Below are 21,142 nucleotides of genomic sequence, written 5' to 3'. Positions count from 1 at the left end.
GCTGATTACAGCTGTTCTGTCTCGGCGTAGTCCTGCTCGGCGCCTTCGCTGTCTGCGAAGGAACTGGCGTCTGTGTCGCTCCACGTTCCCGTGGTGGCGTCGTATCCGGGCACGGTGGTCGGATCGAAGGACGCGGGGCTGTCCTTGAGGGAAAGACCGAGCGAGTGCAGCTTGACCTTCACCTCGTCGATGGACTTCTGTCCGAAGTTACGAATGTCCAGCAGATCGGACTCGGTACGACCAACCAACTCGCCGACGGTGTGAACACCCTCGCGCTTGAGGCAGTTGTAGGAACGAACCGTGAGGTCCAGATCCTCGATGGGGAGTCCGAAGGAAGCGATGTGATCGGCCTCGGCGGGCGAGGGTCCGATCTCGATTCCTTCTGCTTCGACGTTCAGCTCACGGGCGAGGCCGAAGAGCTCAACCAGGGTCTTGCCCGCAGATGCGAGCGCGTCCCGCGCGGTGATGGAGTTCTTGGTCTCCACGTCGAGAACGAGCCGATCGAAGTCGGTGCGCTGTTCGACGCGAGTGGCCTCCACCTTGTAGGTGACCTTGAGTACCGGCGAGTAGATCGAGTCGACCGGAATACGGCCGATCTCGGCGCCCGATGCCTTGTTCTGGACGGCGGGGACATAGCCGCGGCCGCGCTCTACTACGAGCTCGACCTCCAACTTGCCCTTGTCGTTCAAGGTCGCGATGTGCAGATCCGGGTTGTTCACCGTGACGCCGGCCGGGGGAACGATGTCGCCTGCAGTGACAGTGCCGGGGCCCTGCTTGCGGACGTACATGGTGACCGGCTCGTCCTCTTCGGAGCTCACGACGAGGCCCTTGAGGTTCAGGATGATGTCGGTGACATCTTCCTTGACTCCGGGGACGGTGGTGAATTCGTGGAGAACGCCGTCGATGCGGATGCTGGTGACAGCAGCGCCGGGGATCGACGACAGCAGGGTACGGCGGAGCGAGTTGCCGAGGGTGTAACCGAAGCCAGGCTCGAGCGGCTCGATGACGAATTTCGAGCGGTTGTCGGCAATGACCTCTTCGGTCAATGTCGGGCGCTGTGAAATGAGCATTGTGTGTTCCTCCTGTACGAACGTCCGCTATTTGACGTCCACGTGTGGAGGCGAGAACGCCTGCGGGTATCGATGAAACCCGCAGGCGTGCTGCGCCTTACTTCGAGTAGTACTCGACGATGAGCTGCTCCTGGAGCGGCACATCGATCTGTGCGCGCTCCGGTACCCGGTGAACCAGGATGCGAAGACGGTTCGGGATGACCTGCAGCCAAGAAGCGACGGGGCGATCCCCGTAGCTCTCGCGTGCGATCTGAATCGGCAGAGTCTGTGCCGACTTCTCGCGGACATCGATGATGTCGTACTGCGAGACGCGGTAGCTGGGGATGTCCACTCGCTTGTTGTTCACGAGGAAGTGGCCGTGGGTGACCAGCTGACGTGCCTGACGACGAGTGCGTGCCAGTCCGGCGCGGTACACGACGTTGTCGAGGCGAGTCTCGAGGATGGTCAACAGGTTCTCACCGGTCTTGCCGGGGCGGCTGTTGGCTTCCTTGTAGTAGAGACGGAACTGCTTCTCCATGACGCCGTAGGTGAAGCGAGCCTTCTGCTTCTCCTGCAGCTGGAGCAGGTACTCGCTCTCCTTGATCCGCGCGCGGCCGTGCTGGCCGGGCGGGTAGGGACGACGCTCGAACGCCTGGTCTCCTCCGATGAGGTCGACGCGCAGACGACGGGACTTGCGGGTCATAGGACCGGTATAACGTGCCATTACTTTTTAACCTTTCCCTTTCCCGCTAGACCCGACGCCGCTTCGGCGGACGGCAACCGTTGTGCGGCTGCGGAGTGACGTCGGAGATGGTGCCAACCTCCAGGCCTGCGGCCTGAAGTGAACGGATCGCGGTCTCACGGCCGGAGCCGGGTCCCTTGACGAACACGTCGACCTTCTTGACGCCGTGCTCCTGCGCCTTGCGCGCTGCGCTCTCGGCTGCAAGCTGTGCCGCGAACGGAGTCGACTTACGCGAGCCCTTGAAGCCCACGTGGCCCGACGACGCCCACGAGATGACGTTGCCGGCCGGGTCGGTGATCGACACGATCGTGTTGTTGAACGTGCTCTTGATGTGCGCAGATCCGTGCGGGACGTTCTTCTTGTCCCTGCGACGCGTCTTCTGCGCCTTCTTCGGTCCGGTGCGTGCTTTAGGGGGCATTACTTCGCCTTCTTCTTGCCGGCAATGGTGCGCTTCGGGCCCTTACGGGTGCGCGCATTGGTCTTGGTTCGCTGTCCACGGACGGGCAAACCACGACGGTGGCGAAGGCCCTGGTAGCAACCGATTTCGATCTTGCGACGAATGTCGGCTTGAACCTCGCGGCGCAAGTCGCCCTCGACCTTGAGGGACTCCTCGATGTACTCGCGGAGCTTCGTGAGATCTTCGTCGGACAGATCCTTGCTGCGCAGGTCCGGGTTGACACCGGTTGCGACGAGGATCTCCTTCGAGCGGGTACGGCCGACGCCGTAGATGTAAGTCAGTGCGATCTCCATGCGCTTTTCGCGCGGAAGATCCACACCTGCGAGACGTGCCATGTGGCATTCCTATTCATGTGCGGAGGTCTGCTCCCAGTCCGTCCCCTGTGCCTCTGTACTACTGAACCGTTCGCGCGAGCGAAGTGTTCGAAAACTCAGTGGGGCCCCGGCCTCCGTGCCGGGGGTGTGCCACGACGCGTGTGTCGTGGTTGGTGCTGGGAGGTCTTCTTCTAGCTATTGCCAAGCAGACTGCAAATGCTCGGTGGTTATCCCTGACGCTGCTTGTGACGCAGGTTGTCGCAGATGACCATGACTCGTCCGTTACGACGAATCACCTTGCACTTTTCGCAGATCTTCTTGACGCTCGGCTGAACCTTCACGTCGTTGATCTCCTGTGTGTAGCTCGCGCACCGGGAACTCCCGACTGCGCAAGCATGGTTCTCTCCGACCGGACGTGGCCGGAGAAGCTTGTTACTTGTAGCGGTAAACGATGCGTCCACGTGTGAGGTCGTACGGCGAGAGCTCCACCACGACGCGATCCTCTGGGAGGATACGAATGTAGTGCTGGCGCATCTTTCCGCTGATGTGTGCGAGCACCTTGTGGCCGTTCTCGAGCTCAATGCGAAACATCGCATTGGGCAAGGGTTCGACTACCCGGCCCTCGACCTCGATGGCACCGTCTTTCTTAGCCATATCCTCCGCGTCCCTGGCTTTACACCTGGTTGATTGCATCTGTTTCCGTTACCGTGATGCGCACTGGCCATCGGTTCGGCGCATTTGCCGAGCCGATAGTTGCGCCGGGTGTACGAGGGCCAGGCTTGCGCAGGCATGCGAACATCCGGCACGCATAGCGCACCGTCGACCTATGTTACCGGCAAAGTTCCACCAGGCCAAATGCGAGTGAAAGTTCGAGCTACGCCGGCCGGAGTGTGAGGATTCGCGGTCCGTCTTCGGTGACCGCGACGGTGTGCTCCCAGTGCGCCGCACGGGACCCGTCGGTCGTGACGACCGTCCAGTCATCGTCGAGGATCTCGGTTTCGTACGTGCCGAGAGTCAGCATCGGTTCGATGGCGAGTGTGGAACCTACGACCAACTCGGGGCCTTTGCCCGGAGCACCCTCGTTGGCAAGGAACGGTTCCATGTGCATTTCGCGACCGATACCGTGTCCGCCGTAGCCGTCGACGATGCCGTACTTGCGACCGTGCAGCTTCTCCGCCGCGTAGGTGCCGTTCTCGATGGCGTGGGACACGTCGGTGAGCCGGTTGCCGGGGAGCATGGCGGCGATCCCCGCCTCCATCGACAACCGCGTGGCCTCGCTGAGCAGTTCGTCGGCTTCGATGATGTTGCCAACGCCGAACGTCCACGCGGAGTCTCCGTGCCAACCGTCCAAGATGGCACCACAGTCGATCGAGATCAGGTCGCCTTCCGCCAGAACGTCTGCAGCCGAAGGAATCCCGTGCACGACCCGGTCGTTCACGGAAGAACAGATACTTCCGGTGAAGCCGTGGTAGCCGAGGAACGACGGGACTGCGCCGGCGTCACGAATCACTGCCTCCGCTACCCGGTCCAGCTCCAGCGTCGAGACACCTGGTTTCGCTGCCTCGCGCACTGCTACCAAGGCAGCGCCGACGACAGCGCCGGCCGCAGCCATCGCGTCGAGTTCACCGGGGCTGCGGAACGGCACCACCTTGCGCTTGCGACCGAACGCCATTACTTGTCGAGACCCTCGATCGCCTTCAACGCGCGGGCGCTGACTTCCTCTACCTCGCCGATCGCATCGACCGTGACGATCTGATCGGTGTAGTAGTCGAGCAAGGGCGCTGTCTCGTCGCGGTAGACCTTGAGCCGGTTGCGAATGACATCTTCCTGGTCGTCCGCGCGACCTCGTGAGAGCATCCGAGCAACGACCACGTCTTCGTCGACCACGAACGACAGCACTGCATCGAGCTTCGCACCGAGATCCGCGAGGATCTCCACGAGTGACTCGGCCTGGCCCGTGGAACGGGGAAAGCCGTCGAGCAGGAAGCCGTTGACTGCGTCGGGCTCGGCGAGGCGGCTGCGAACCATATCGACGGTCAGCTTGCTCGGAACGAGGTCTCCGGCGTCGAGGTACTTCTTCGCTTCGATACCGAGCGGGGTCTTTTCGCCGATGTTGGCGCGGAAGAGATCGCCTGTCGAGATGTGGGGCACGCCCAACTTCTGCGACAGAACCTCTGCTTGGGTGCCTTTGCCTGCACCGGGAGGACCAAGAAGAACGAGTCTCACTTGAGGAACCCTTCGTAGTTACGCTGCATCAACTGACTTTCGATCTGCTTCACGGTATCGAGTCCGACACTGACCATGATCAGCACTGCGGTACCACCGAACGGCAAGTTCTGCGCACCGCCGGAGCTTCCAATATCGAGGAACAGGTTGGGCAGCACGGCGATGGTGCCCAGGTAGATCGCGCCCGGCAGGGTGATGCGGCTCAGCACGTAGTTCAGGTAGTCGGCGGTCGGCCTGCCCGGACGAATGCCCGGGATGAACCCTCCGAACTTCTTCATCTCGTCGGCGCGTTCCTCGGGATTGAAGGTAATCGCGACGTAGAAGTACGTGAAGAAGACGATGAGTCCGAAGTAGATGGCGATGTAGACCGGGTTCGCCGGATTCACCAGATACTCGTTGATGATTCGCTGCCACCAGCTCGGATCTGTGGCCGTACTCGCGGACGTGAGCTGGGCGATCAGGTTGGGTAGATAAAGAAGTGAGGACGCGAAGATGACCGGGATGACGCCGGCCTGGTTGACCTTCAGCGGCAGATAGGTCGAGGACCCGCCGTACATCTTCCGTCCCACCATGCGCTTGGCGTACTGAACGGGGATCCGGCGCTGACCCTGCTCGACGAAAACGACACCGGCGATGATCAAGAACGCTGCAACACAAACCAGCCCGAAGACGAGGCCTCCGCGGCTGTCCAGGATGGACTGTCCCTCGGACGGAATGCGCGACGCAATGCCGGCGAAGATCAAAAGCGACATGCCGTTACCGACACCGCGTTCGGTGATGACCTCACCGAACCACATGACGACTGCTGCACCGGCGGTCATCACCAGCACGATGATGACGAGACCGAAGATCGACTGGTCCGCGATGATGTCTTGTTGGCATCCCTGAAGGAGCTGCCCGCGCGAGGCAAGAGCCACGAGACCGGTCGCCTGCAGGATCGCAAGAGCGATCGAGAGATAACGCGTGTACTGCGTCATCTTGGCCTGGCCGGCCTGGCCCTCCTTGCGGAGCTCTTCGAACTTCGGGATGACGACGGTGAGTAGCTGGACGATGATGCTCGCGGTGATGAACGGCATGATGCCGATCGCGAAAACCGAGAGCTGCAGAAGCGCGCCACCGGAGAACAAGTTGATGAGCGAGTAGATACCCGCTTGATCGCCACCGGAGACCTGGTCGATACAGGCTCGGACGTTGGCGTAATCCACACCGGGGGACGGGAGTGTAGCGCCGAAGCGATACAGGGCCACCAGACCGAGTGTGAAAAGGATCTTCCGTCTCAGGTCAGGAGTCCTGAGGGCCGACACGAAGGCGGAAAGCAAAGATCCTCCTGGCACGACTGCGATGGTGTCGAAACATCCTTCGAGACCTGACGGACTCTCGGGTGTTCGACCTTGGACCGCGAACGACATGGATCGTCCGCGTGAAAGGCATTGTCACTGAACTCTAGAACTCTAACAGTGCGCATCGGACCGCCGATCGGGCCATCCGGCCACTGACCGATCGGACCGGTGTCGACCTGCCCGCAATAGCAACGATGGCCGCAGCGTGAGCCTCGTAGGAGACTTGCCGCTGCGGCCATCGACACACATTGTGCTCACTCGACCGAAGTCGACGTGGCTATACCTCGGTTGCAGACCCGCCTGCGGCGGCGATCTTTTCCTTGGCGGAGCCGGTGAACTTGTTGACGGAAATATCGACCTTGACGGTCAGGTTTCCGTCGCCCAGAACCTTGACGGGCTCGTTCTTGCGGACTGCGCCCTTGGCGATGAGGTCGGCAATGCTGATCTCGCCACCTTCGGGGAACAGACGCTCGATGTCGCGAAGGTTCACGACCTGGAACTCGACCCGGTTCGGGTTGGTGAAGCCCTTGAGCTTCGGGAGACGCATGTGAAGTGGCATCTGGCCACCCTCGAAGCGCGCCGGCACGTTCTTGCGTGCGCCGGTTCCCTTGGTACCGCGTCCTGCGGTCTTGCCGCGCTTGCCACCTTCACCGCGGCCGACGCGAATCTTCGCCGACTTGGATCCGGGTGCGGGGCGCAGGTGATGCAGTTTGATGGTCATGGTTAGACCTCCTCAACAGTTACGAGGTGGCGCACAACGTTGACCAGACCTCGGGTCTGCGGGGTGTCCTCACGAAGAACGGACTGGCGAATGCCTTTGAGTCCGAGCGTCCGCAGGCTGTCCCGCTGGTTCGACTTCTGGCCGATGGTGCTCTTGATCTGAGTGACCTTCAGCTGTGCCATTACTTGACCGCTCCTGCCTGTGCACGTGCACGGAGCATTCCTGCGGGAGCAACCTCTTCGAGGGTGAGACCGCGGCGAGCCGCAACTTCCTCGGGACGCTGCAGACCCTTGAGGGCTGCGACCGTGGCGTGGACGACGTTGATGGCGTTGTCGCTACCGAGCGACTTCGACAGCACGTCGTGGATCCCGGCGCACTCCAGCACGGCGCGAACAGCACCACCGGCGATGACTCCGGTACCGGCACTGGCCGGACGGAGCATGACGATGCCCGCTGCTGCTTCACCCTGGACGGGGTGCGTGATGGTTCCGCCGATCATCGGGACACGGAAGAAGCTCTTACGAGCCTCCTCGACGCCCTTCTGGATCGCCGCGGGAACCTCTTTGGCCTTGCCGTAGCCGACGCCGACCAATCCGTTGCCGTCTCCGACGATGACGAGGGCGGTGAAGCTGAAGCGACGACCACCCTTGACGACCTTGGAGACGCGGTTGATCGCGACTACGCGCTCGATGAAGTTGGACTTCTCGGCAGCGTTTCCGCCGCGCGAGTTGTCACGACGGTCACGGCCACCACGGTTGTCACCGCGCTGGTTGTTGTCACCGCCTGTATTCGGTCCACTGTTCTGTCCGGCGGGGCCGCTTCCGCCGTCACGCCGTTGACGTCCCGGCATCAGGCTGTCCTTCCGTTGTCAGTAAGAGTCATCATCAGAATGCCAACCCGCCTTCGCGAGCAGCTTCTGCCAGTGCCGCGATGCGGCCGCTGTAGCTGTTGCCGCCACGGTCGAACACAACCGCGTCGATTCCAGCGGCCTTCGCGCGGCTGGCGATGAGCTCGCCGACCTTGGCGCTCTGGGCCTTCTTGTCTCCCTCGAGTGCACGCACGTCGGCTTCGATCGTCGATGCGCTGGCCAGCGTGTGGCCCGCGAGATCGTCGATCAGCTGAACGTGAATGTGACGCGAGGAGCGGTTGACGACCAAGCGAGGACGCTCGGGCGTTCCGGAGATCTTCTTGCGAAGGCGGAAGTGACGACGCGCCTTCGACAGGCGACGCTTCGTGGACACATCGGTGCCGCGTGGCCTGCGGTCGACCTTCGCCTTGTCTTCTGTTTGCTGGCTCATATCACTTACCCGTCTTTCCGACCTTGCGGCGGATAACTTCACCCTCGTAGCGGATGCCCTTGCCCTTGTACGGGTCCGGGCGACGCAAACGACGGATGTTGGCAGCGATCTGACCGACCGCCTGCTTGTCGATTCCGGTGATGGTGAATCGCGTGGGCGACTCCACCGTGAACGTGATGCCCTCCGGCGCTTCGATCAGCACAGGGTGGCTGTACCCGAGCGCGAACTCGAGGTCCTTGCCCTTGAGTACGGTGCGGTAACCGACGCCGTGGATCTCCATCTTGGTGGTGTAACCGTTGGTGACACCGGTGATGAGGTTGGCGACGAGAGTCCGCGACAGGCCATGCAGCGAGCGACTACGACGCTCGTCGTCCGGACGGGTGACGGCGATGGTGCCGTCGTCCGCGCGAGCGATCTGAATGGGCTCGGCGATCGTCAGGCTGAGAGCACCCTTGGGGCCCTTGACCGCGACGTTCTGACCTTCGATGGTGATGTCGACGCCCGCGGGGACAGCGACTGGCAATTTTCCAATACGTGACATGGTGGTTGCCCTCCCCTACCAGACGTAGGCGAGGACTTCTCCGCCCACACCCTGCTTGGCCGCCTGACGCTCTGTGAGCAAACCGGTGGACGTGGAGATGATCGCCACGCCCAGGCCGCCGAGAACCTTGGGCAGATTGGTGGATTTTGCGTACACGCGAAGGCCAGGCTTCGAGATGCGACGCACGCCTGCGAGACTGCGCTCACGGCTGGGTCCGTACTTGAGGTCGACGATGAGGGTCTTGCCCACCTCGGCGTCCTCGGTACGGAAGTCGGAGATGTAGCCCTCACGCTTGAGGATCTCGGCGATGTTCGCCTTCAGCTTCGAATGGGGAAGCTTCACCTCGTCGTGGTACGCCGAGTTGGCGTTGCGCAGACGCGTCAAGAAGTCTGCAATTGGATCGGTCATCGTCATGGTGTGACCTGTGCACCTTTCTCGCAGCGGTTCCCATGCAGCACGCGCGAACTGGTGCCTCTGGGTCGAAAGAACCCGTCGGGCCTGGTTCGTCACATCGTGGGCCTACAGCGAAGTGAACATGTCCTGACCGACTGTTGCCGGTCAGGGGTTGCGCTCCAAGCAATGCATCGCTGCACTGCCAGGTGTTACGAGCTTCCGCATGCGGAGGACTCGAGGTTGCGTCAAGTTATTGCAAGGACTCGTGTGCAGGCACGACGAAGCCCGGGCAACCGCATAAGTGTAGGCAACCGGTGCACAAAGTCCAAATCGCACCTGCTATGCGCGGAATTCAGCCGCGCGTCGCACATGGTTCGCCGACGCTCCAGGTGACCGAATGGCTCATTCGCTCCGATGTGGCGTCTACGCGCGGGTTCCAGCCCACGCGTGCGTTGCAACACACGCACCCACTGCAACCCACGCAACCAGCACCCCGGGTGACCGAATGGCTCATTCGCTCCCCGCTTCCCGGGGCCCGGGGGTCTCACGGGACAGGCAGCTCAGTGTTCGTCGAGCTTGTCGGCGTCGATTCGCGGCGCTCCCTGGCCCGTTGCCTTGTTCACGAGGTACGTAACAGCCCACAGCACGACGCCGAGCAACAACATCGCGCCTGCGATCTTGTACTGGATCATCTGTGATTCGGTGCGCGCCCACGGACCGACCAAGAACAGACACAGAGCGGCACCAGCGACCGGCACCCACACCGGCGCGCGGAAGAACGTCTTGTCCGCGCGCTGTTTAAGTACCAGACACGCGACGTTGACCACCGCGAATACGCCCAACAGCAACAAACCTGTCGTTCCCGACAGTGCGCTTACCACGGAGTTTCCACTCAACCGGTTGACTACCACGATGAGCACTACGGCCAGCAGTGTTGTGAAAACAATTGCGGCCCAGGGTGATCTGCGTTTCGGCAACACAGCGCCGAGTGCGGTCGGGAGCACCCGCTGGCGTGCCAGACCATAAATACATCGACTTGCCATCAGCATGTTGATGAGTGCGGTGTTGGCCACCGCAAATACAGTCATGTAAGGGAAAACTTCGTCGATCGGGAGATTAGGTGCTCCGACGCGAACGACGTGAAGCAGAATTCCTTCGCTCCCCGAGTCGTAATTCAGTGGAAGCACAGCAATCACCGCCACAACAACCAATACGTATATGAGGCACGCAATTCCGAGTCCGGACAGCATCATCTTGGGGAAGATCTTCTGCGGTTCCTTCGTTTCCTCGACCATGTTCACCGAGTCCTCGAAACCCACCATCGCGAAGAAGGCAATAGTCGTCGCGATCGTCACCGCGAGAAATATCCCTTTCTCGTTCTGATCTTCGAAGACAACGAGATTGGCGATATCGCCTTCTGCGCTCCCCTGCCCGACCGCGATGAAGCCGATCACGATGACGATCGCCAGGGCTACCATTTCGATGGCGGTGAGCACGACATTGAATTTCACGGATTCACCTACGCCGCGCAGGTTGATGGCGGCCAGAAATCCCATGAACAGGAGGGCTACGACGAGTTGCGACGTCGATCCTGTGGGGATGTCGAACCAGCCGAGACCGTCTGCATCGCTGAAGGTCTCGTGCAGTCCCGCCAGCAAGTTGCCGGCGACGACGTTGGACGAGGTCGCAGCGCTCGTGATTCCAGAACAGATCACCGCGAAGGCAACGATGAACGTCGCGAAATGAATGCCGAACGCTTTGTGGGTGTACAGCGCAGCACCGGCCGCCTGTGGGTATTTCGTCACCAGTTCCAGATAGGAGAACGCAGTGAGCGTCGCGACGACGAATGCCAGCACGAACGGCACCCACGCAATGCCGCCGACGTTCGAGATCATGTCGCCTGTGACGGCGTAGACCCCGGCGCCGAGGATGTCACCGACGATGAACAGGAGCAGGAGACCAGGTCCGAGGACGCGTTTCAGTTCACCTGGTTCCGCTTGCGTTTCATCCTGCTTCAGTGCTGCCATGGCGAACCTCCTGTGGAGTCAGTTCGATTGACAGTAGACCTGCCAGGGGGTTGCAGCAGCACAAAACGGGCGTGGGTTCCTTTCGGAACCCACGCCCGTCAGCGTGGTTACTACGAGACCCGAAGGTCCAGCTTTACCGGGACTTCGATGTCACCAGGAGCTCTTGTGGACGCCGGGGAGTTCTCCGCGGTGTGCCATTTCGCGAACGCAGATACGGCACAGGCCGAACTTGCGGAACACGGAGTGGGGACGGCCGCAGCGGTTGCAACGCGTGTAGCCACGCACTGCGAACTTCGGCTTCTTGTTGGCCTTGTTGACCAATGCCTTCTTCGCCATGGACTCAGTTCTCCTTGAACGGGAAGCCGAGGTGCTTGAGCAGCGCGCGGCCTTCTTCGTTGTTGGTTGCGGTGGTCACCACAGTGATGTCCATGCCGCGCGGACGATCGATCTTGTCCACGTCGATCTCGTGGAACATCGACTGCTCGTTGAGGCCGAACGTGTAGTTGCCGTTGCCGTCGAACTGCGTGCCGGAGAGGCCACGGAAGTCCCTGATTCGGGGAAGGGCAATGGAGGTCAGGCGGTCCAGGAACTCCCACATGCGGTCGCCACGAAGCGTGACGCGTGCGCCGATGGGCATTCCTTCACGGAGCTTGAACTGCGCGATGGACTTGCGAGCCTTGCGGATCTCCGGCTTCTGGCCGGTGATCGCTGCGAGGTCGGCAACTGCACCGTTGATCAGCTTCGCGTCACGGGCGGCGTCGCCGACGCCCATGTTGACGACGACCTTGACGACGCCGGGGATCTGCATGACGTTCTCGTATGCAAACTCGGTGTTGAGGGCGTCTTTGATCTCGGCACGGTAGCGCGCCTTGAGGCGAGGCTGAACGCCTGCCTTGTTCTCAGTGGTAGTCATCTCAGATGTCCTTCCCGTTCTTCCGGGAAATGCGAACGCGCTTGCCGGACTCCTCGTCGGTGCGGTAGCCCACGCGAGTGGGGTTTCCGTCCGAGTCGATGACCGCGACGTTCGAAATGTGGATCGGGGCTTCCTGCGTGACGATTCCGCCCGAAGACGCGCCACGCTGGTTAGCGGAGACCGCAGTGTGCTTCTTGATGCGGTTCACGCCCTCGACGAGGACCTTGGAGTCAGCGGGGTAGGCCTGAATGACCTTGCCCTTGGCGCCCTTGTCCTTGCCTGCGATCACGAGAACGGTGTCGCCCTTGTGCACCTTCATTTACAGCACCTCCGGGGCGAGCGAGACGATCTTCATGAACTTCTTCTCACGCAGCTCGCGGCCGACCGGGCCGAAGATGCGGGTTCCGCGAGGATCGTTGTCCGGCTTGATCAGCACGGCAGCGTTCTCGTCGAAACGGATGTAGGAACCGTCCGGGCGGCGACGCTCCTTGACGGTACGGACGATGACCGCCTTGACGACCTCGCCCTTCTTGATATTTCCACCGGGGATGGCGTCTTTCACCGTAGCTACGATGATGTCGCCGATTCCGGCGTAGCGACGTGACGAGCCACCGAGAACGCGGATGCAAAGGATTTCCTTAGCGCCCGTGTTGTCAGCGACGCGTACTCGCGACTCCTGCTGAATCACAAACTTCTCCTAGACCTGGATGTGCATACGTGCCGGATTTCCGTCCCGACACGCGCGGTCGGCTGCATACAACGCGGGCGCACGAAGGCACACCGCTGCCACAGGCAACCGGTCAAGTGTAGGGGACGGACCAGGTGCACACCAAATCGTCCCTGGTTAACGACGCGAGGATTCCACACGCGCGGGATTCGTTCCCGCTCCCCGAATACGCTACCGCTCCTCCGATCGGGACGCGGGAACGTATTCCAGCCGCGGGAACGCCTGTAGCTCCCTGCGGCCAGCCAAGTCAGTGGCGGCAATCCGTCGAAACCTGTCGGTGCCATGGTTCACGATCTCGCGCATGGAACCGTTCCTCAGCCGTCGCGAAGCCCACGATCGGGGTATGACCGATGACATTCTCCGCACAGCGCACCGCAAAGGTGAGCTGACGAGGCTCAGGCCAGGCGCATATGTCGACGGAGCTCAGTGGGCCGAGATGTCCCGTGCCGAACAGTATCGACGACGAGTCCTTGCCTACGCAGCCGACACCGATGCCATCGTCAGTCATGACTCGGCGGCTGCTCTACTGGGGCGTCCGCTCCTTCGGCCGGACCATACGCTTGTGCACTTCACATCGGACGGGCGCGGAGGTGGAAAGAAGTCGTCTTCCCGAATCCTCCATCGAGCGCCGCTCCAGAGTGAAGACGTCATCGTGATCGACGGAATCGTGGTGACTTCGCCGATGCGGACAGCCCTCGACGTCGGATGCGCGGGCACATTCGTCCAAGCTGTGTGCGCAATCGAGTCGGCGTTGAGAGTGTCGACGACCAAGCCGCAGCTAGTACTCGATCGGCTTGGGCGTCGGAGGGGGATTGCACATGTTCGTGACGCCGTCGAATACGCGAGCCCCTTGACCGAGAGCATCGGCGAATCATGGTCACGCGTACTCATGCACCGGTGGCCGGACATACCCGAGCCCCGTTTACAACACGAATTCCACGACGAGCACGGCCGTCTGATCGCACGAACCGATTTCGACTGGAATGCGAAGCTCGTGGGCGAATCCGACGGAATGAGCAAGTACACCTCCGACGCCCCCGCAGTCGTGACTAAGGAGAAGCTGCGAGAAGATGCGATTCGTCGCCGAGGCACCCATGTCGTTCGGTGGACCTGGGCAGACCTCGTGAAACCCGAACGTTTGCACAGAATCCTGCTCGACGGCCTCCGAATCGCAGGTCTATAACTGTTCCCGCTCCCCGAATACGCTACCGCTCCTCCGATCGCGACCGCGGGAACGCAATCCGGTCGCGCGAACGTATCCGAGCTCCCCAAGGGATAGCACTGGCACACTGGGACCAATGAAGACCCTCGCTCGCGGGGAGAACTGCCCCGCCCCACCAGGGACGCTGACCGTGATGCTGCGGACGCAAGCTGCGGTCGACGTCTCCGCGCTGTTGCTCGCCGCGAATGGCAAGGTCCGCTCCGACGACGACCTCATCTTCTACAACCAGCCCGCAGGCCCGGGTATCGAATACCAGCGCGATCCCGGCGGCCACCGAATAGTCATCGAACCGTCGCAACTGCCGTCGGACATCGACACCGTAGCGATTACGGCCTCACTGGACGGCACAGGTCCTCTGACATTCGCGTCAGCCGGTCCAGTCGAGACGACCGTCGCCGATACGTCTGGGACGCCGTTCGTCGCCTATCCCGCAGACGCCTTGGGTCAAGAAAACGCACTCGTGTGTCTCGAGATCTACCGACGTGCAGACGCGTGGAAGATTCGCGCCGTCGGACAGGGCTATACCGACGGGTTGGCCGGTATAGCAACAGCATTCGGTATCGAGATCGACGACACCGAAGCCGACGAGGACTACACCCCAGCACCACTGACACCGGCTGCATCTCAACACCCCTCCCCAGCCCAAGCCCAAGCCCCAGTCCAGGCCCCGACCTCAGGAGGACATCTCCCCATGAAGAGCGATCTGTTCGCACCGGAGCACTCCGAGGTGCCAGGGGCGGGAATTCAGAAACAGGGCAGCAAGATGTGTCGCGTCGGAATGAACGGCGACGTCATGGCTCGAGCCGGATCCATGGTGGCCTACCAGGGCGATCTGAAGTTCGAGGCCAAAGGTGCAGGAGGACTGGGACGCGCGTTCAAGCAGGCGTTGTCCGGGGAAGGCGTTCCCCTCATGACGGTGTCCGGCAGGGGCGATCTGTTCCTGGCCAATGCAGCCCAGGACGTTCACCTCATCGACTTGGACGGCACGGATGGCCTGACGATCAACGGCGCAAACGTTCTCGCGTTCGAGTCGACCCTGACGTACGACGTCAAGCGTGTTCAGGGCGCAGCAGCCGGCGGCAACGCAGGCTTCTTCAACTGTGTCTTCACCGGCCGCGGCCGGATTGCGATCACGACCGACGGAGTGCCGGTGGTCCTGCAGGTCGATCAGCCGACGTTCGCAGACCCGCAAGCTGCGGTGGCGTGGTCGTCCAGTTTGTCCACCAGAGTGAAGAAGAACGATTCGTTCGGCCTCGGGACATTGATCGGACGCAGCACCGGCGAACGGTTCACCCTCGAATTCGCGGGCCAAGGGTTCGTCGTCGTCCAACCCTCCGAGCAACCGCCTGGCGGCCTGATCGGTGGTAGCGGCAGCGGCGAGCAAGCAGGAGTCGGCGGTGCACTCGGCGGGCTACTGGGCCGCTGACACGAACCACCACTGGACACGAAAAAGCCCACCCCCGAACGGGAGTGGGCTTTTTCGCAGCAAAACAGATGCTTATTTGGCCTTTTCGAGAACCTCGACCAGTCGCCAGTGCTTCGTGGCGGACAGCGGGCGGGTCTCCATGAGCTGAACGCGATCGCCTACGCCGGCGTCGCCCTTCTCGTCATGTGCCTTGACCTTGGTGGTCCGACGGATGACCTTGCTGTAGAGAGGGTGCTTGACCCTGTCTTCCAGCTCGACCACGATCGTCTTCTCCATCTTGTCGGATACGACGTAGCCGATCCGAACCTTGCGGTTGTTGCGCTCTTCAGTCACAGTCTTTTCCTCGCTCATGCCGCGTCACCTGCAGTGTCGTCGGCAGGACCTGTAGCCAGGCCGAGCTCACGCTCACGCAGCACGGTGTAGATGCGCGCGATCTCGTGACGAACGGTGCGCAGTCGACGGTTGTTGTCCAGCTGGCCGGTAGCCATCTGGAAACGAAGGTTGAACAGCTCTTCCTTCGACTCACGCAGCTTGGTGACCAGCTCTTCACCGGTGAGCTCGCGGAGCTCTGCGGCTGGGGTTCCGGTAGCCATCAGAACTGCTCCTCCCTGGTGATGATGCGTGCCTTCATCGGCAGCTTGTGGATAGCGCGAGTCAGTGCCTGACGCGCGACGGTCTCGTCGGGGAACGAGAGCTCGAAGAGCACGCGACCCGGCTTGACGTTGGCGATCCACCACTCGGGCGAACCCTTACCGGAACCCATGCGGGTCTCGGCAGGCTTCTTGGTGAGCGGGCGGTCCGGGAAGATGTTGATCCAGACCTTGCCGCCACGCTTGATGTGGCGGGTGATCGCGATACGAGCGGACTCGATCTGACGGTTGGTGATGTAGGCCGGCTCGAGAGCCTGAATGCCGTAGTCACCGAACGTCACAGCGGTGCCGCCCTTGGCAGCGCCCGAACGCTTCGGGTGGTGCTGCTTACGGTGCTTGACCCGGCGTGGGATCAACATAGTCAGCCCTCCTGATTCGGCTCGGTCGAGGCCGGGGCCTCTGCGGAAGCCGCGCGGCCGGCCTCGGTGCTGGTCGCCGTGGTGCCCGAAGCACCGGAGCGACGCGGACGCGATGGACGCTCACGACGCGGGCGATCGGCACCTGCAGCAGGTGCTGCAGCGGCGAGCTCACGCTTGCCACCGACGATGTCGCCCTTGTAGATCCACACCTTCACGCCGATACGGCCGAAGGTGGTCTTGGCTTCGTAGAGCCCGTAGTCGATGTCCGCGCGAAGCGTGTGCAGCGGCACACGGCCTTCGCGGTAGAACTCCGAGCGGGACATCTCGGCGCCGCCGAGTCGACCGGAGCACTGGACACGAATGCCCTTGACGTTCGGCTGACGCATGGCCGACTGAATGGCCTTACGCATTGCGCGGCGGAATGCGACGCGGTTGCTGAGCTGCTCTGCAACACCCTGAGCCACGAGCTGAGCTTCGGACTCGGCGTTCTTGACCTCGAGGATGTTGAGCTGAACCTGCTTGCCGGTCAGCTTTTCGAGTGCTCCGCGGATGCGGTCGGCCTCGGCGCCACGACGACCGATGACGATGCCCGGGCGTGCCGTGTGGATGTCCACGCGAACACGGTCACGGGTGCGCTCGATCTCGACCTTCGCGATGCCCGCGCGCTCCATGCCGGTGGCGAGAAGCTTACGGATCGCGACGTCTTCCTTGACGTACTCCGAGTACTGCTTGTCTGCGTACCAGCGCGACTTCCAGTCAGTGGTGATACCGAGGCGGAAGCCGTGCGGGTTGATTTTCTGACCCACTACTGAGCCCCTTCCTTGGACGCCTGGCCCTTACGACGGTTGCGACTTGTTCCGCCGGTCTTGGGCAGGCTCTCGACGATCACCGTGATGTGGCTGGTGCGCTTGCGGATCCGGAATGCCCGGCCCTGTGCACGTGGCTGGAAACGCTTGCCCGTCTTGCCTTCGTCGACGAAAGCAGTGGCGACGATCAGCGTGCTCGGGTCGAGATCCAGGTTGTTCTCGGCGTTGGCAGCTGCAGAGGCGATCACCTTGGCGACCGGCTCGCTGGCTGCCTGCGGCGCGAACTTCAGGATGTTGAGCGCGTCCTCGACGGAGCGCCCGCGAACCAGATCCACGACGCGACGTGCCTTCATCGGCGTGACGCTGACGTGCTTCGCAACGGCCTTGGCAGTCGGGTTGACGGCGGTTTCGGTCTTGCTCATCGCCTCTTCGCCTTCCGGTCGTCCTTGATGTGACCCTTGAACGTACGGGTCGGTGCGAACTCTCCGAGCTTGTGGCCGACCATGGAGTCGGACACGAACACCGGTACGTGCTTACGACCGTCGTGGACGGCGAAAGTGTGACCGATGAAGTCGGGGAGGATTGTCGATCGACGGGACCAGGTCTTGATGACCTGCTTGGTTCCCTTGTCGTTCTGGACGTCAACCTTCGCGAGGAGGTGATCGTCTACGAACGGGCCTTTCTTCAGGCTGCGTGGCATTCTGAACTCCCTCCTAGCGCTTGTTCTTGCCGGTACGACGACGACGGACAATCAGCTTGTCGCTCGCCTTCTTCTTACTGCGGGTACGGCCTTCGGCCTGTCCCCAAGGGCTGACCGGGTGGCGTCCACCGGAGGTCTTGCCCTCGCCGCCACCGTGCGGGTGGTCGACCGGGTTCATCACGACACCACGAACGGTCGGGCGCTTGCCCTTCCAACGCATACGGCCGGCTTTACCCCAGTTGATGTTCGACTGCTCGGCGTTGCCGACCTCGCCGACAGTTGCGCGGCAGCGCACGTCGACGCGACGGATTTCACCGGACGGCATACGCAGGGTCGCGTAGGGGCCTTCCTTACCGAGGAGCTGGATGCTTGCGCCTGCGGAGCGTGCCATCTTGGCGCCGCCACCCGGACGAAGCTCGACCGCGTGGATGGTCGTACCCGTCGGGATGTTGCGCAAAGGCAGGTTGTTGCCCGGCTTGATGTCGGCGCCTGCGCCCTGCTCGATCGGCGAACCCTGAGCGATGCCCTTGGGAGCCACGATGTAGCGCTTCTCACCGTCTGCGTAGTGCAGCAGAGCGATGTTGGCGGTGCGGTTGGGGTCGTACTCGATGTGAGCGACCTTGGCCGGCACGCCGTCCTTGTCGTTGCGACGGAAATCGATCAGACGGTACGCGCGCTTGTGTCCGCCACCCTTGTGCCGAGTGGTGATACGACCGTGTGCGTTACGTCCACCGCGACCGTGCAGGGGGCGAACCAGCGACTTCTCGGGCGTGCTGCGAGTGATCTCCGCGAAATCGGAGACACTGGAGCCGCGGCGGCCCGGAGTGGTCGGCTTGTACTTACGGATTGCCATGAGTCTTCTCGTCCTCTATATCCGAAGAGTCCCAGTCGCTTACGCGACCGGACCTCCGAAGATCTCGATGGGCTTGCTGTCGGCGGAGAGCGTTACGAGCGCGCGCTTGGTGTCCTTGCGCTTGCCGTAACCGGCACGGGTCCGCTTACGCTTGCCCTGACGGTTCTGCGTGTTGACGCTGGTCACGGTGACGTCGAAGATCTTCTCGACGGCGATCTTGATCTGCGTCTTGTTCGAATCCGGGTGCACCAGGAAGGTGTACGTGCCTTCTTCGATCAGTCCGTAGGACTTCTCGGAGATGACCGGAGCCAGCAGGATGTCGCGGGGATCGGCGATGGTGGTCACTTGGTTCCCTCCTCGTTCTTCGCAGGCCCTGCGATGAACTTGTTCAGCGCTTCCACGCTGAATACGACGTCATCGGCTTCGAGCACGTCGTACGTGTTGAGCTGGTCGGGTGCGATGGGGTGCACGCCTTCCAGGTTCTGAACGCTCTTCCACGCTGCAACGTCTTCGCGGCCGACGACCAGAAGAACCTTCTTGCGATCGGAGATCTCGGCGAGGAAGGACTTCGCGACCTTCGTCGACGGGGTCTGTCCTGCAACCAGTTCCGTGATCACGTGCAGACGCTCGCTGCGGGCCCGATCGGAGAGGGCTCCGCGCAGTGCAGCGGCCTTCATCTTCTTGGGGGTCCGCTGGCTGTAGTCGCGCGGCTGTGGTCCGTGAACGGTTCCACCGCCGACGAACTGCGGCGCACGGGTCGAGCCCTGGCGTGCACGGCCGGTGCCCTTCTGGCGGTACGGCTTCTTGCCGCCACCGCGAACCTCGCCACGAGTCTTCGTGGAGTGGGTTCCCTGACGAGCGGCAGCGAGCTGAGCCACGACGACCTGGTGCAGGAGCGCGATGTTGGCAGGCGCGTCGAAGATCTCGGCGGGGAGATCGACGGTGCCGTTGGTCTTGCCACCGGCTTCTTTGACGTCCAGCGTCAGGTTGGTCTTCTTCTCGAGGCTGGTCATGCCCGTGCACCACCCTTCAATGCAGACTTGACGATCACGACGTTGCCGCGACGGCCCGGGATTGCTCCCTTGATCAAGAGCAGACCGTTCTCGCTGTCCACCTTGTGGACCGAGAGGTTCTGCGTTGTGACGCGGTCGCCACCCATACGGCCGGACATGCGCATTCCCTTGAACACGCGGCCCGGAGTGGCGCAGCCACCGATGGATCCCGGACGACGGTGCACGGCCTGAGCACCGTGGCTCGCGCCCTGGCCCTTGAAGCCGTGACGCTTCATCGTTCCGGCAAAGCCCTTGCCCTTGCTGGTTCCGGTGACGTCGACGTATGCGCCGTCCTCGAATACAGCTGCGGTGAGCTCCTGGCCGACCTCGAACTGCGAGGCGTCGGCGACGCGGATCTCCACGACATGGCGGCGAGGCGTGACGCCTGCCTTCTCGAACTGGCCGGAGACCGGCTTGTTCACCTTGCGGGGATCGATCGCACCGAAGGCGACCTGGACGGCGCTGTAGCCGTCACGTTCCTGCGTGCGGATCTGGGTGACCACGTTGGGGCCGGCCTTGATCACGGTCACGGGAACGACGCGGTTGTTCTCGTCGAAGACCTGAGTCATTCCGAGCTTGGTGCCCAGAATGCCTGTTGCAGGCCGATTCTTGTTATCAGTCATCGTTGTCTCCGCGCTCACTGGATGTTGACGTCGACACTGGCAGGCAGGTCGATGCGCATGAGCGCGTCGACCGTCTTCGGCGTCGGGTCGAGGATGTCAATGAGCCGCTTGTGAGTACGCATCTCGAAGTGTTCGCGCGAGTCCTTGTACTTATGGGGCGAACGGATGACGCAGTACACGTTCTTTTCGGTCGGCAACGGCACCGGTCCGACGACGCGGGCACCCGTACGGGTGACCGTTTCGACGATCTTGCGCGCTGACGCGTCGATCGCCTCATGGTCGTAGGCCTTGAGCCTGATGCGGATCTTTTGTCCCGCCACGCTTAGTGTCCTTTTCTTGCCGCTTGTCGTGAAGCCGGCCGTTCGGCCTGCTCCACCTCGTCTGCACAGTCCCCGAGCCGCTCGGCTGACGCCGAAAGGACTCGAACTGCCCTCGTGCACACACGACGAAACGAACGTTGGCGATCAGGGAGACCCGATCCGTTGCCGCTGTTCATCTGTCATGGTTCTCCGGTCCACGCGGTCGGGCGTGTCGTATTTCTACTGACACTTCTTTCCGCTTGCTCTTCTTCGATGACCGTTGCCGTGAGGCACCGCGAACATCTCCGAGCCGGCAAACCGAACGCACTCACGTGGAGTGCTGGTTCTGTTTCTGCTCTTACCTGGTTCGGGCCGCACGAAAGCGCGTCCCGTGTCCAGGCAAC

The 21,142-nt window shown here is 62.2% G+C and carries 33 protein-coding genes; 2 read left to right on the top strand and 31 right to left on the bottom strand.

What is annotated here, in order from left to right; translation table 11 throughout:
- Positions 1 to 5: 5 nt before the first annotated feature.
- From D8W71_RS12955 to rplN, 20 genes are all read right to left on the bottom strand, one after another.
- On the bottom strand, positions 6 to 1,070 hold the full coding sequence (locus D8W71_RS12955) for a DNA-directed RNA polymerase subunit alpha (protein ID WP_121114018.1): 1,065 nt from the start codon (positions 1,068 to 1,070) through the stop codon (positions 6 to 8).
- Between the two features lie 97 nt (positions 1,071 to 1,167).
- Positions 1,168 to 1,773, bottom strand: coding sequence for a 30S ribosomal protein S4 (gene rpsD, locus D8W71_RS12950; protein WP_121114017.1), 606 nt, complete (start codon positions 1,771 to 1,773; stop codon positions 1,168 to 1,170).
- A 25-nt stretch (positions 1,774 to 1,798) separates the two neighbouring features.
- The gene (gene rpsK / locus D8W71_RS12945) at positions 1,799 to 2,209 is read right to left on the bottom strand and encodes a 30S ribosomal protein S11 (RefSeq protein ID WP_121114016.1); all 411 of its coding nucleotides are present in this window, start codon (positions 2,207 to 2,209) and stop codon (positions 1,799 to 1,801) included.
- The gene (gene rpsM, locus D8W71_RS12940; protein WP_121114015.1) at positions 2,209 to 2,583 is read right to left on the bottom strand and encodes a 30S ribosomal protein S13; all 375 of its coding nucleotides are present in this window, start codon (positions 2,581 to 2,583) and stop codon (positions 2,209 to 2,211) included. Before rpsM ends, rpsK begins: the two co-directional genes overlap by 1 nt.
- 206 nt (positions 2,584 to 2,789) lie before the next feature.
- Positions 2,790 to 2,903 carry a 50S ribosomal protein L36 gene (gene rpmJ, locus D8W71_RS12935; protein WP_025347279.1) on the bottom strand — a complete coding sequence of 38 codons (114 nt, stop codon included), beginning with the start codon at positions 2,901 to 2,903 and terminating at the stop codon, positions 2,790 to 2,792.
- A gap of 91 nt (positions 2,904 to 2,994) precedes the next feature.
- Positions 2,995 to 3,216, bottom strand: coding sequence for a translation initiation factor IF-1 (gene infA, locus D8W71_RS12930; RefSeq protein ID WP_005140011.1), 222 nt, complete (start codon positions 3,214 to 3,216; stop codon positions 2,995 to 2,997).
- 220 nt (positions 3,217 to 3,436) lie between these two features.
- On the bottom strand, positions 3,437 to 4,234 hold the full coding sequence (gene map, locus D8W71_RS12925) for a type I methionyl aminopeptidase (protein ID WP_121114014.1): 798 nt from the start codon (positions 4,232 to 4,234) through the stop codon (positions 3,437 to 3,439).
- Positions 4,234 to 4,788, bottom strand: a complete 555-nt coding sequence (locus D8W71_RS12920) for an adenylate kinase (protein ID WP_121114013.1) — start codon at positions 4,786 to 4,788, stop codon at positions 4,234 to 4,236. Before D8W71_RS12920 ends, map begins: the two co-directional genes overlap by 1 nt.
- Positions 4,785 to 6,107: a preprotein translocase subunit SecY gene (gene secY, locus D8W71_RS12915; protein ID WP_121119089.1), complete on the bottom strand. Its 1,323-nt coding sequence runs from the start codon at positions 6,105 to 6,107 to the stop codon at positions 4,785 to 4,787. The genes D8W71_RS12920 and secY overlap by 4 nt, the downstream gene beginning before the upstream one ends.
- A gap of 298 nt (positions 6,108 to 6,405) precedes the next feature.
- Positions 6,406 to 6,849 (bottom strand): 50S ribosomal protein L15, encoded by a 444-nt coding sequence (gene rplO, locus D8W71_RS12910; protein ID WP_121114012.1) that lies wholly within the window; start codon positions 6,847 to 6,849, stop codon positions 6,406 to 6,408.
- A 2-nt stretch (positions 6,850 to 6,851) separates the two neighbouring features.
- Complete coding sequence (rpmD, locus tag D8W71_RS12905) at positions 6,852 to 7,031, bottom strand: 50S ribosomal protein L30 (protein ID WP_037108932.1); 180 nt, start codon at positions 7,029 to 7,031, stop codon at positions 6,852 to 6,854.
- A complete protein-coding gene (rpsE, locus tag D8W71_RS12900; RefSeq protein ID WP_121114011.1) occupies positions 7,031 to 7,699 on the bottom strand; it encodes a 30S ribosomal protein S5 in 669 nt (222 codons plus the stop codon). The genes rpmD and rpsE overlap by 1 nt, the downstream gene beginning before the upstream one ends.
- Before the next feature lie 34 nt (positions 7,700 to 7,733).
- Positions 7,734 to 8,147, bottom strand: a complete 414-nt coding sequence (gene rplR / locus D8W71_RS12895) for a 50S ribosomal protein L18 (protein WP_121114010.1) — start codon at positions 8,145 to 8,147, stop codon at positions 7,734 to 7,736.
- A 1-nt stretch (position 8,148) separates the two neighbouring features.
- Complete coding sequence (gene rplF, locus D8W71_RS12890) at positions 8,149 to 8,688, bottom strand: 50S ribosomal protein L6 (protein ID WP_121114009.1); 540 nt, start codon at positions 8,686 to 8,688, stop codon at positions 8,149 to 8,151.
- Positions 8,689 to 8,703: 15 nt separating this feature from the next.
- Complete coding sequence (gene rpsH / locus D8W71_RS12885; RefSeq protein ID WP_068380855.1) at positions 8,704 to 9,102, bottom strand: 30S ribosomal protein S8; 399 nt, start codon at positions 9,100 to 9,102, stop codon at positions 8,704 to 8,706.
- A gap of 539 nt (positions 9,103 to 9,641) precedes the next feature.
- Complete coding sequence (locus D8W71_RS12880; RefSeq protein WP_121114008.1) at positions 9,642 to 11,108, bottom strand: APC family permease; 1,467 nt, start codon at positions 11,106 to 11,108, stop codon at positions 9,642 to 9,644.
- A 150-nt stretch (positions 11,109 to 11,258) separates the two neighbouring features.
- The gene (locus tag D8W71_RS12875) at positions 11,259 to 11,444 is read right to left on the bottom strand and encodes a type Z 30S ribosomal protein S14 (RefSeq protein ID WP_019663559.1); all 186 of its coding nucleotides are present in this window, start codon (positions 11,442 to 11,444) and stop codon (positions 11,259 to 11,261) included.
- A gap of 4 nt (positions 11,445 to 11,448) precedes the next feature.
- Positions 11,449 to 12,021 (bottom strand): 50S ribosomal protein L5, encoded by a 573-nt coding sequence (rplE, locus tag D8W71_RS12870; RefSeq protein ID WP_121114007.1) that lies wholly within the window; start codon positions 12,019 to 12,021, stop codon positions 11,449 to 11,451.
- A gap of 1 nt (position 12,022) precedes the next feature.
- Entirely contained in the window at positions 12,023 to 12,340 is a 318-nt protein-coding gene (gene rplX, locus D8W71_RS12865; protein ID WP_115963675.1) for a 50S ribosomal protein L24, read from the bottom strand.
- On the bottom strand, positions 12,341 to 12,709 hold the full coding sequence (gene rplN, locus D8W71_RS12860; protein ID WP_008718280.1) for a 50S ribosomal protein L14: 369 nt from the start codon (positions 12,707 to 12,709) through the stop codon (positions 12,341 to 12,343).
- Positions 12,710 to 13,091: 382 nt separating this feature from the next.
- Here rplN and D8W71_RS12855 point away from each other — a divergent pair, with 382 nt between their 5' ends.
- Both D8W71_RS12855 and D8W71_RS12850 read left to right on the top strand, forming a co-directional pair.
- Positions 13,092 to 13,931, top strand: a complete 840-nt coding sequence (locus D8W71_RS12855) for a hypothetical protein (RefSeq protein ID WP_153275382.1) — start codon at positions 13,092 to 13,094, stop codon at positions 13,929 to 13,931.
- Positions 13,932 to 14,046: 115 nt separating this feature from the next.
- Positions 14,047 to 15,396 carry an AIM24 family protein gene (locus tag D8W71_RS12850; RefSeq protein ID WP_121114005.1) on the top strand — a complete coding sequence of 450 codons (1,350 nt, stop codon included), beginning with the start codon at positions 14,047 to 14,049 and terminating at the stop codon, positions 15,394 to 15,396.
- A 72-nt stretch (positions 15,397 to 15,468) separates the two neighbouring features.
- On the opposite strand, the gene rpsQ is transcribed toward D8W71_RS12850, so the two are convergent.
- The 11 genes from rpsQ to rpsJ are packed head-to-tail and all read right to left on the bottom strand — an operon-like array spanning position 15,469 to position 20,759.
- Positions 15,469 to 15,747, bottom strand: a complete 279-nt coding sequence (rpsQ, locus tag D8W71_RS12845) for a 30S ribosomal protein S17 (RefSeq protein WP_068380845.1) — start codon at positions 15,745 to 15,747, stop codon at positions 15,469 to 15,471.
- Entirely contained in the window at positions 15,744 to 15,989 is a 246-nt protein-coding gene (rpmC, locus tag D8W71_RS12840; RefSeq protein ID WP_019663551.1) for a 50S ribosomal protein L29, read from the bottom strand. Before rpmC ends, rpsQ begins: the two co-directional genes overlap by 4 nt.
- Entirely contained in the window at positions 15,989 to 16,405 is a 417-nt protein-coding gene (rplP, locus tag D8W71_RS12835; RefSeq protein WP_121114004.1) for a 50S ribosomal protein L16, read from the bottom strand. Before rplP ends, rpmC begins: the two co-directional genes overlap by 1 nt.
- 2 nt (positions 16,406 to 16,407) lie before the next feature.
- The gene (rpsC, locus tag D8W71_RS12830) at positions 16,408 to 17,211 is read right to left on the bottom strand and encodes a 30S ribosomal protein S3 (RefSeq protein ID WP_121114003.1); all 804 of its coding nucleotides are present in this window, start codon (positions 17,209 to 17,211) and stop codon (positions 16,408 to 16,410) included.
- Complete coding sequence (rplV, locus tag D8W71_RS12825; protein ID WP_121114002.1) at positions 17,211 to 17,633, bottom strand: 50S ribosomal protein L22; 423 nt, start codon at positions 17,631 to 17,633, stop codon at positions 17,211 to 17,213. The genes rpsC and rplV overlap by 1 nt, the downstream gene beginning before the upstream one ends.
- Complete coding sequence (rpsS, locus tag D8W71_RS12820) at positions 17,630 to 17,911, bottom strand: 30S ribosomal protein S19 (RefSeq protein WP_008718309.1); 282 nt, start codon at positions 17,909 to 17,911, stop codon at positions 17,630 to 17,632. Before rpsS ends, rplV begins: the two co-directional genes overlap by 4 nt.
- 13 nt (positions 17,912 to 17,924) lie before the next feature.
- On the bottom strand, positions 17,925 to 18,764 hold the full coding sequence (gene rplB, locus D8W71_RS12815) for a 50S ribosomal protein L2 (RefSeq protein WP_121114001.1): 840 nt from the start codon (positions 18,762 to 18,764) through the stop codon (positions 17,925 to 17,927).
- 39 nt (positions 18,765 to 18,803) lie between these two features.
- Complete coding sequence (gene rplW, locus D8W71_RS12810; RefSeq protein ID WP_121114000.1) at positions 18,804 to 19,109, bottom strand: 50S ribosomal protein L23; 306 nt, start codon at positions 19,107 to 19,109, stop codon at positions 18,804 to 18,806.
- Positions 19,106 to 19,777 (bottom strand): 50S ribosomal protein L4, encoded by a 672-nt coding sequence (rplD, locus tag D8W71_RS12805; RefSeq protein ID WP_121113999.1) that lies wholly within the window; start codon positions 19,775 to 19,777, stop codon positions 19,106 to 19,108. The genes rplW and rplD overlap by 4 nt, the downstream gene beginning before the upstream one ends.
- On the bottom strand, positions 19,774 to 20,439 hold the full coding sequence (gene rplC, locus D8W71_RS12800) for a 50S ribosomal protein L3 (protein ID WP_121119087.1): 666 nt from the start codon (positions 20,437 to 20,439) through the stop codon (positions 19,774 to 19,776). Before rplC ends, rplD begins: the two co-directional genes overlap by 4 nt.
- A gap of 14 nt (positions 20,440 to 20,453) precedes the next feature.
- Positions 20,454 to 20,759 (bottom strand): 30S ribosomal protein S10, encoded by a 306-nt coding sequence (gene rpsJ, locus D8W71_RS12795; protein ID WP_003938093.1) that lies wholly within the window; start codon positions 20,757 to 20,759, stop codon positions 20,454 to 20,456.
- Positions 20,760 to 21,142 lie beyond the last annotated feature (383 nt).

The organism is Rhodococcus sp. P1Y, from assembly GCF_003641205.1.
Classification (GTDB): Bacteria; Actinomycetota; Actinomycetes; order Mycobacteriales; family Mycobacteriaceae; genus Rhodococcoides.
The sequence above is the reverse complement of the archived record's forward strand: the minus strand, read 5'-3'. Positions and strand labels throughout refer to the sequence as shown.

Excerpts from the sequence above, each read along its gene's own strand:
- D8W71_RS12955 (WP_121114018.1), bottom strand. The coding sequence starts at position 1,070 with ATGCTCATTTCACAGCGCCCGACATTGACCGAAGAGGTCATTGCCGAC.
- rpsD (WP_121114017.1), bottom strand. The coding sequence starts at position 1,773 with ATGGCACGTTATACCGGTCCTATGACCCGCAAGTCCCGTCGTCTGCGC.
- rpsK (WP_121114016.1), bottom strand. The coding sequence starts at position 2,209 with ATGCCCCCTAAAGCACGCACCGGACCGAAGAAGGCGCAGAAGACGCGT.
- rpsM (WP_121114015.1), bottom strand. The coding sequence starts at position 2,583 with ATGGCACGTCTCGCAGGTGTGGATCTTCCGCGCGAAAAGCGCATGGAG.
- infA (WP_005140011.1), bottom strand. The coding sequence starts at position 3,216 with ATGGCTAAGAAAGACGGTGCCATCGAGGTCGAGGGCCGGGTAGTCGAA.
- map (WP_121114014.1), bottom strand. The coding sequence starts at position 4,234 with ATGGCGTTCGGTCGCAAGCGCAAGGTGGTGCCGTTCCGCAGCCCCGGT.
- rplO (WP_121114012.1), bottom strand. The coding sequence starts at position 6,849 with ATGACCATCAAACTGCATCACCTGCGCCCCGCACCCGGATCCAAGTCG.
- rpmD (WP_037108932.1), bottom strand. The coding sequence starts at position 7,031 with ATGGCACAGCTGAAGGTCACTCAGATCAAGAGCACCATCGGCCAGAAG.
- rpsE (WP_121114011.1), bottom strand. The coding sequence starts at position 7,699 with ATGCCGGGACGTCAACGGCGTGACGGCGGAAGCGGCCCCGCCGGACAG.
- rplR (WP_121114010.1), bottom strand. The coding sequence starts at position 8,147 with ATGAGCCAGCAAACAGAAGACAAGGCGAAGGTCGACCGCAGGCCACGC.
- rplF (WP_121114009.1), bottom strand. The coding sequence starts at position 8,688 with ATGTCACGTATTGGAAAATTGCCAGTCGCTGTCCCCGCGGGCGTCGAC.
- rpsH (WP_068380855.1), bottom strand. The coding sequence starts at position 9,102 with ATGACGATGACCGATCCAATTGCAGACTTCTTGACGCGTCTGCGCAAC.
- D8W71_RS12880 (WP_121114008.1), bottom strand. The coding sequence starts at position 11,108 with ATGGCAGCACTGAAGCAGGATGAAACGCAAGCGGAACCAGGTGAACTG.
- D8W71_RS12875 (WP_019663559.1), bottom strand. The coding sequence starts at position 11,444 with ATGGCGAAGAAGGCATTGGTCAACAAGGCCAACAAGAAGCCGAAGTTC.
- rplE (WP_121114007.1), bottom strand. The coding sequence starts at position 12,021 with ATGACTACCACTGAGAACAAGGCAGGCGTTCAGCCTCGCCTCAAGGCG.
- rplX (WP_115963675.1), bottom strand. The coding sequence starts at position 12,340 with ATGAAGGTGCACAAGGGCGACACCGTTCTCGTGATCGCAGGCAAGGAC.
- D8W71_RS12855 (WP_153275382.1), top strand. The coding sequence starts at position 13,092 with ATGACCGATGACATTCTCCGCACAGCGCACCGCAAAGGTGAGCTGACG.
- D8W71_RS12850 (WP_121114005.1), top strand. The coding sequence starts at position 14,047 with ATGAAGACCCTCGCTCGCGGGGAGAACTGCCCCGCCCCACCAGGGACG.
- rpsQ (WP_068380845.1), bottom strand. The coding sequence starts at position 15,747 with ATGAGCGAGGAAAAGACTGTGACTGAAGAGCGCAACAACCGCAAGGTT.
- rpmC (WP_019663551.1), bottom strand. The coding sequence starts at position 15,989 with ATGGCTACCGGAACCCCAGCCGCAGAGCTCCGCGAGCTCACCGGTGAA.
- rplP (WP_121114004.1), bottom strand. The coding sequence starts at position 16,405 with ATGTTGATCCCACGCCGGGTCAAGCACCGTAAGCAGCACCACCCGAAG.
- rplV (WP_121114002.1), bottom strand. The coding sequence starts at position 17,633 with ATGAGCAAGACCGAAACCGCCGTCAACCCGACTGCCAAGGCCGTTGCG.
- rpsS (WP_008718309.1), bottom strand. The coding sequence starts at position 17,911 with ATGCCACGCAGCCTGAAGAAAGGCCCGTTCGTAGACGATCACCTCCTC.
- rplB (WP_121114001.1), bottom strand. The coding sequence starts at position 18,764 with ATGGCAATCCGTAAGTACAAGCCGACCACTCCGGGCCGCCGCGGCTCC.
- rplD (WP_121113999.1), bottom strand. The coding sequence starts at position 19,777 with ATGACCAGCCTCGAGAAGAAGACCAACCTGACGCTGGACGTCAAAGAA.
- rplC (WP_121119087.1), bottom strand. The coding sequence starts at position 20,439 with ATGACTGATAACAAGAATCGGCCTGCAACAGGCATTCTGGGCACCAAG.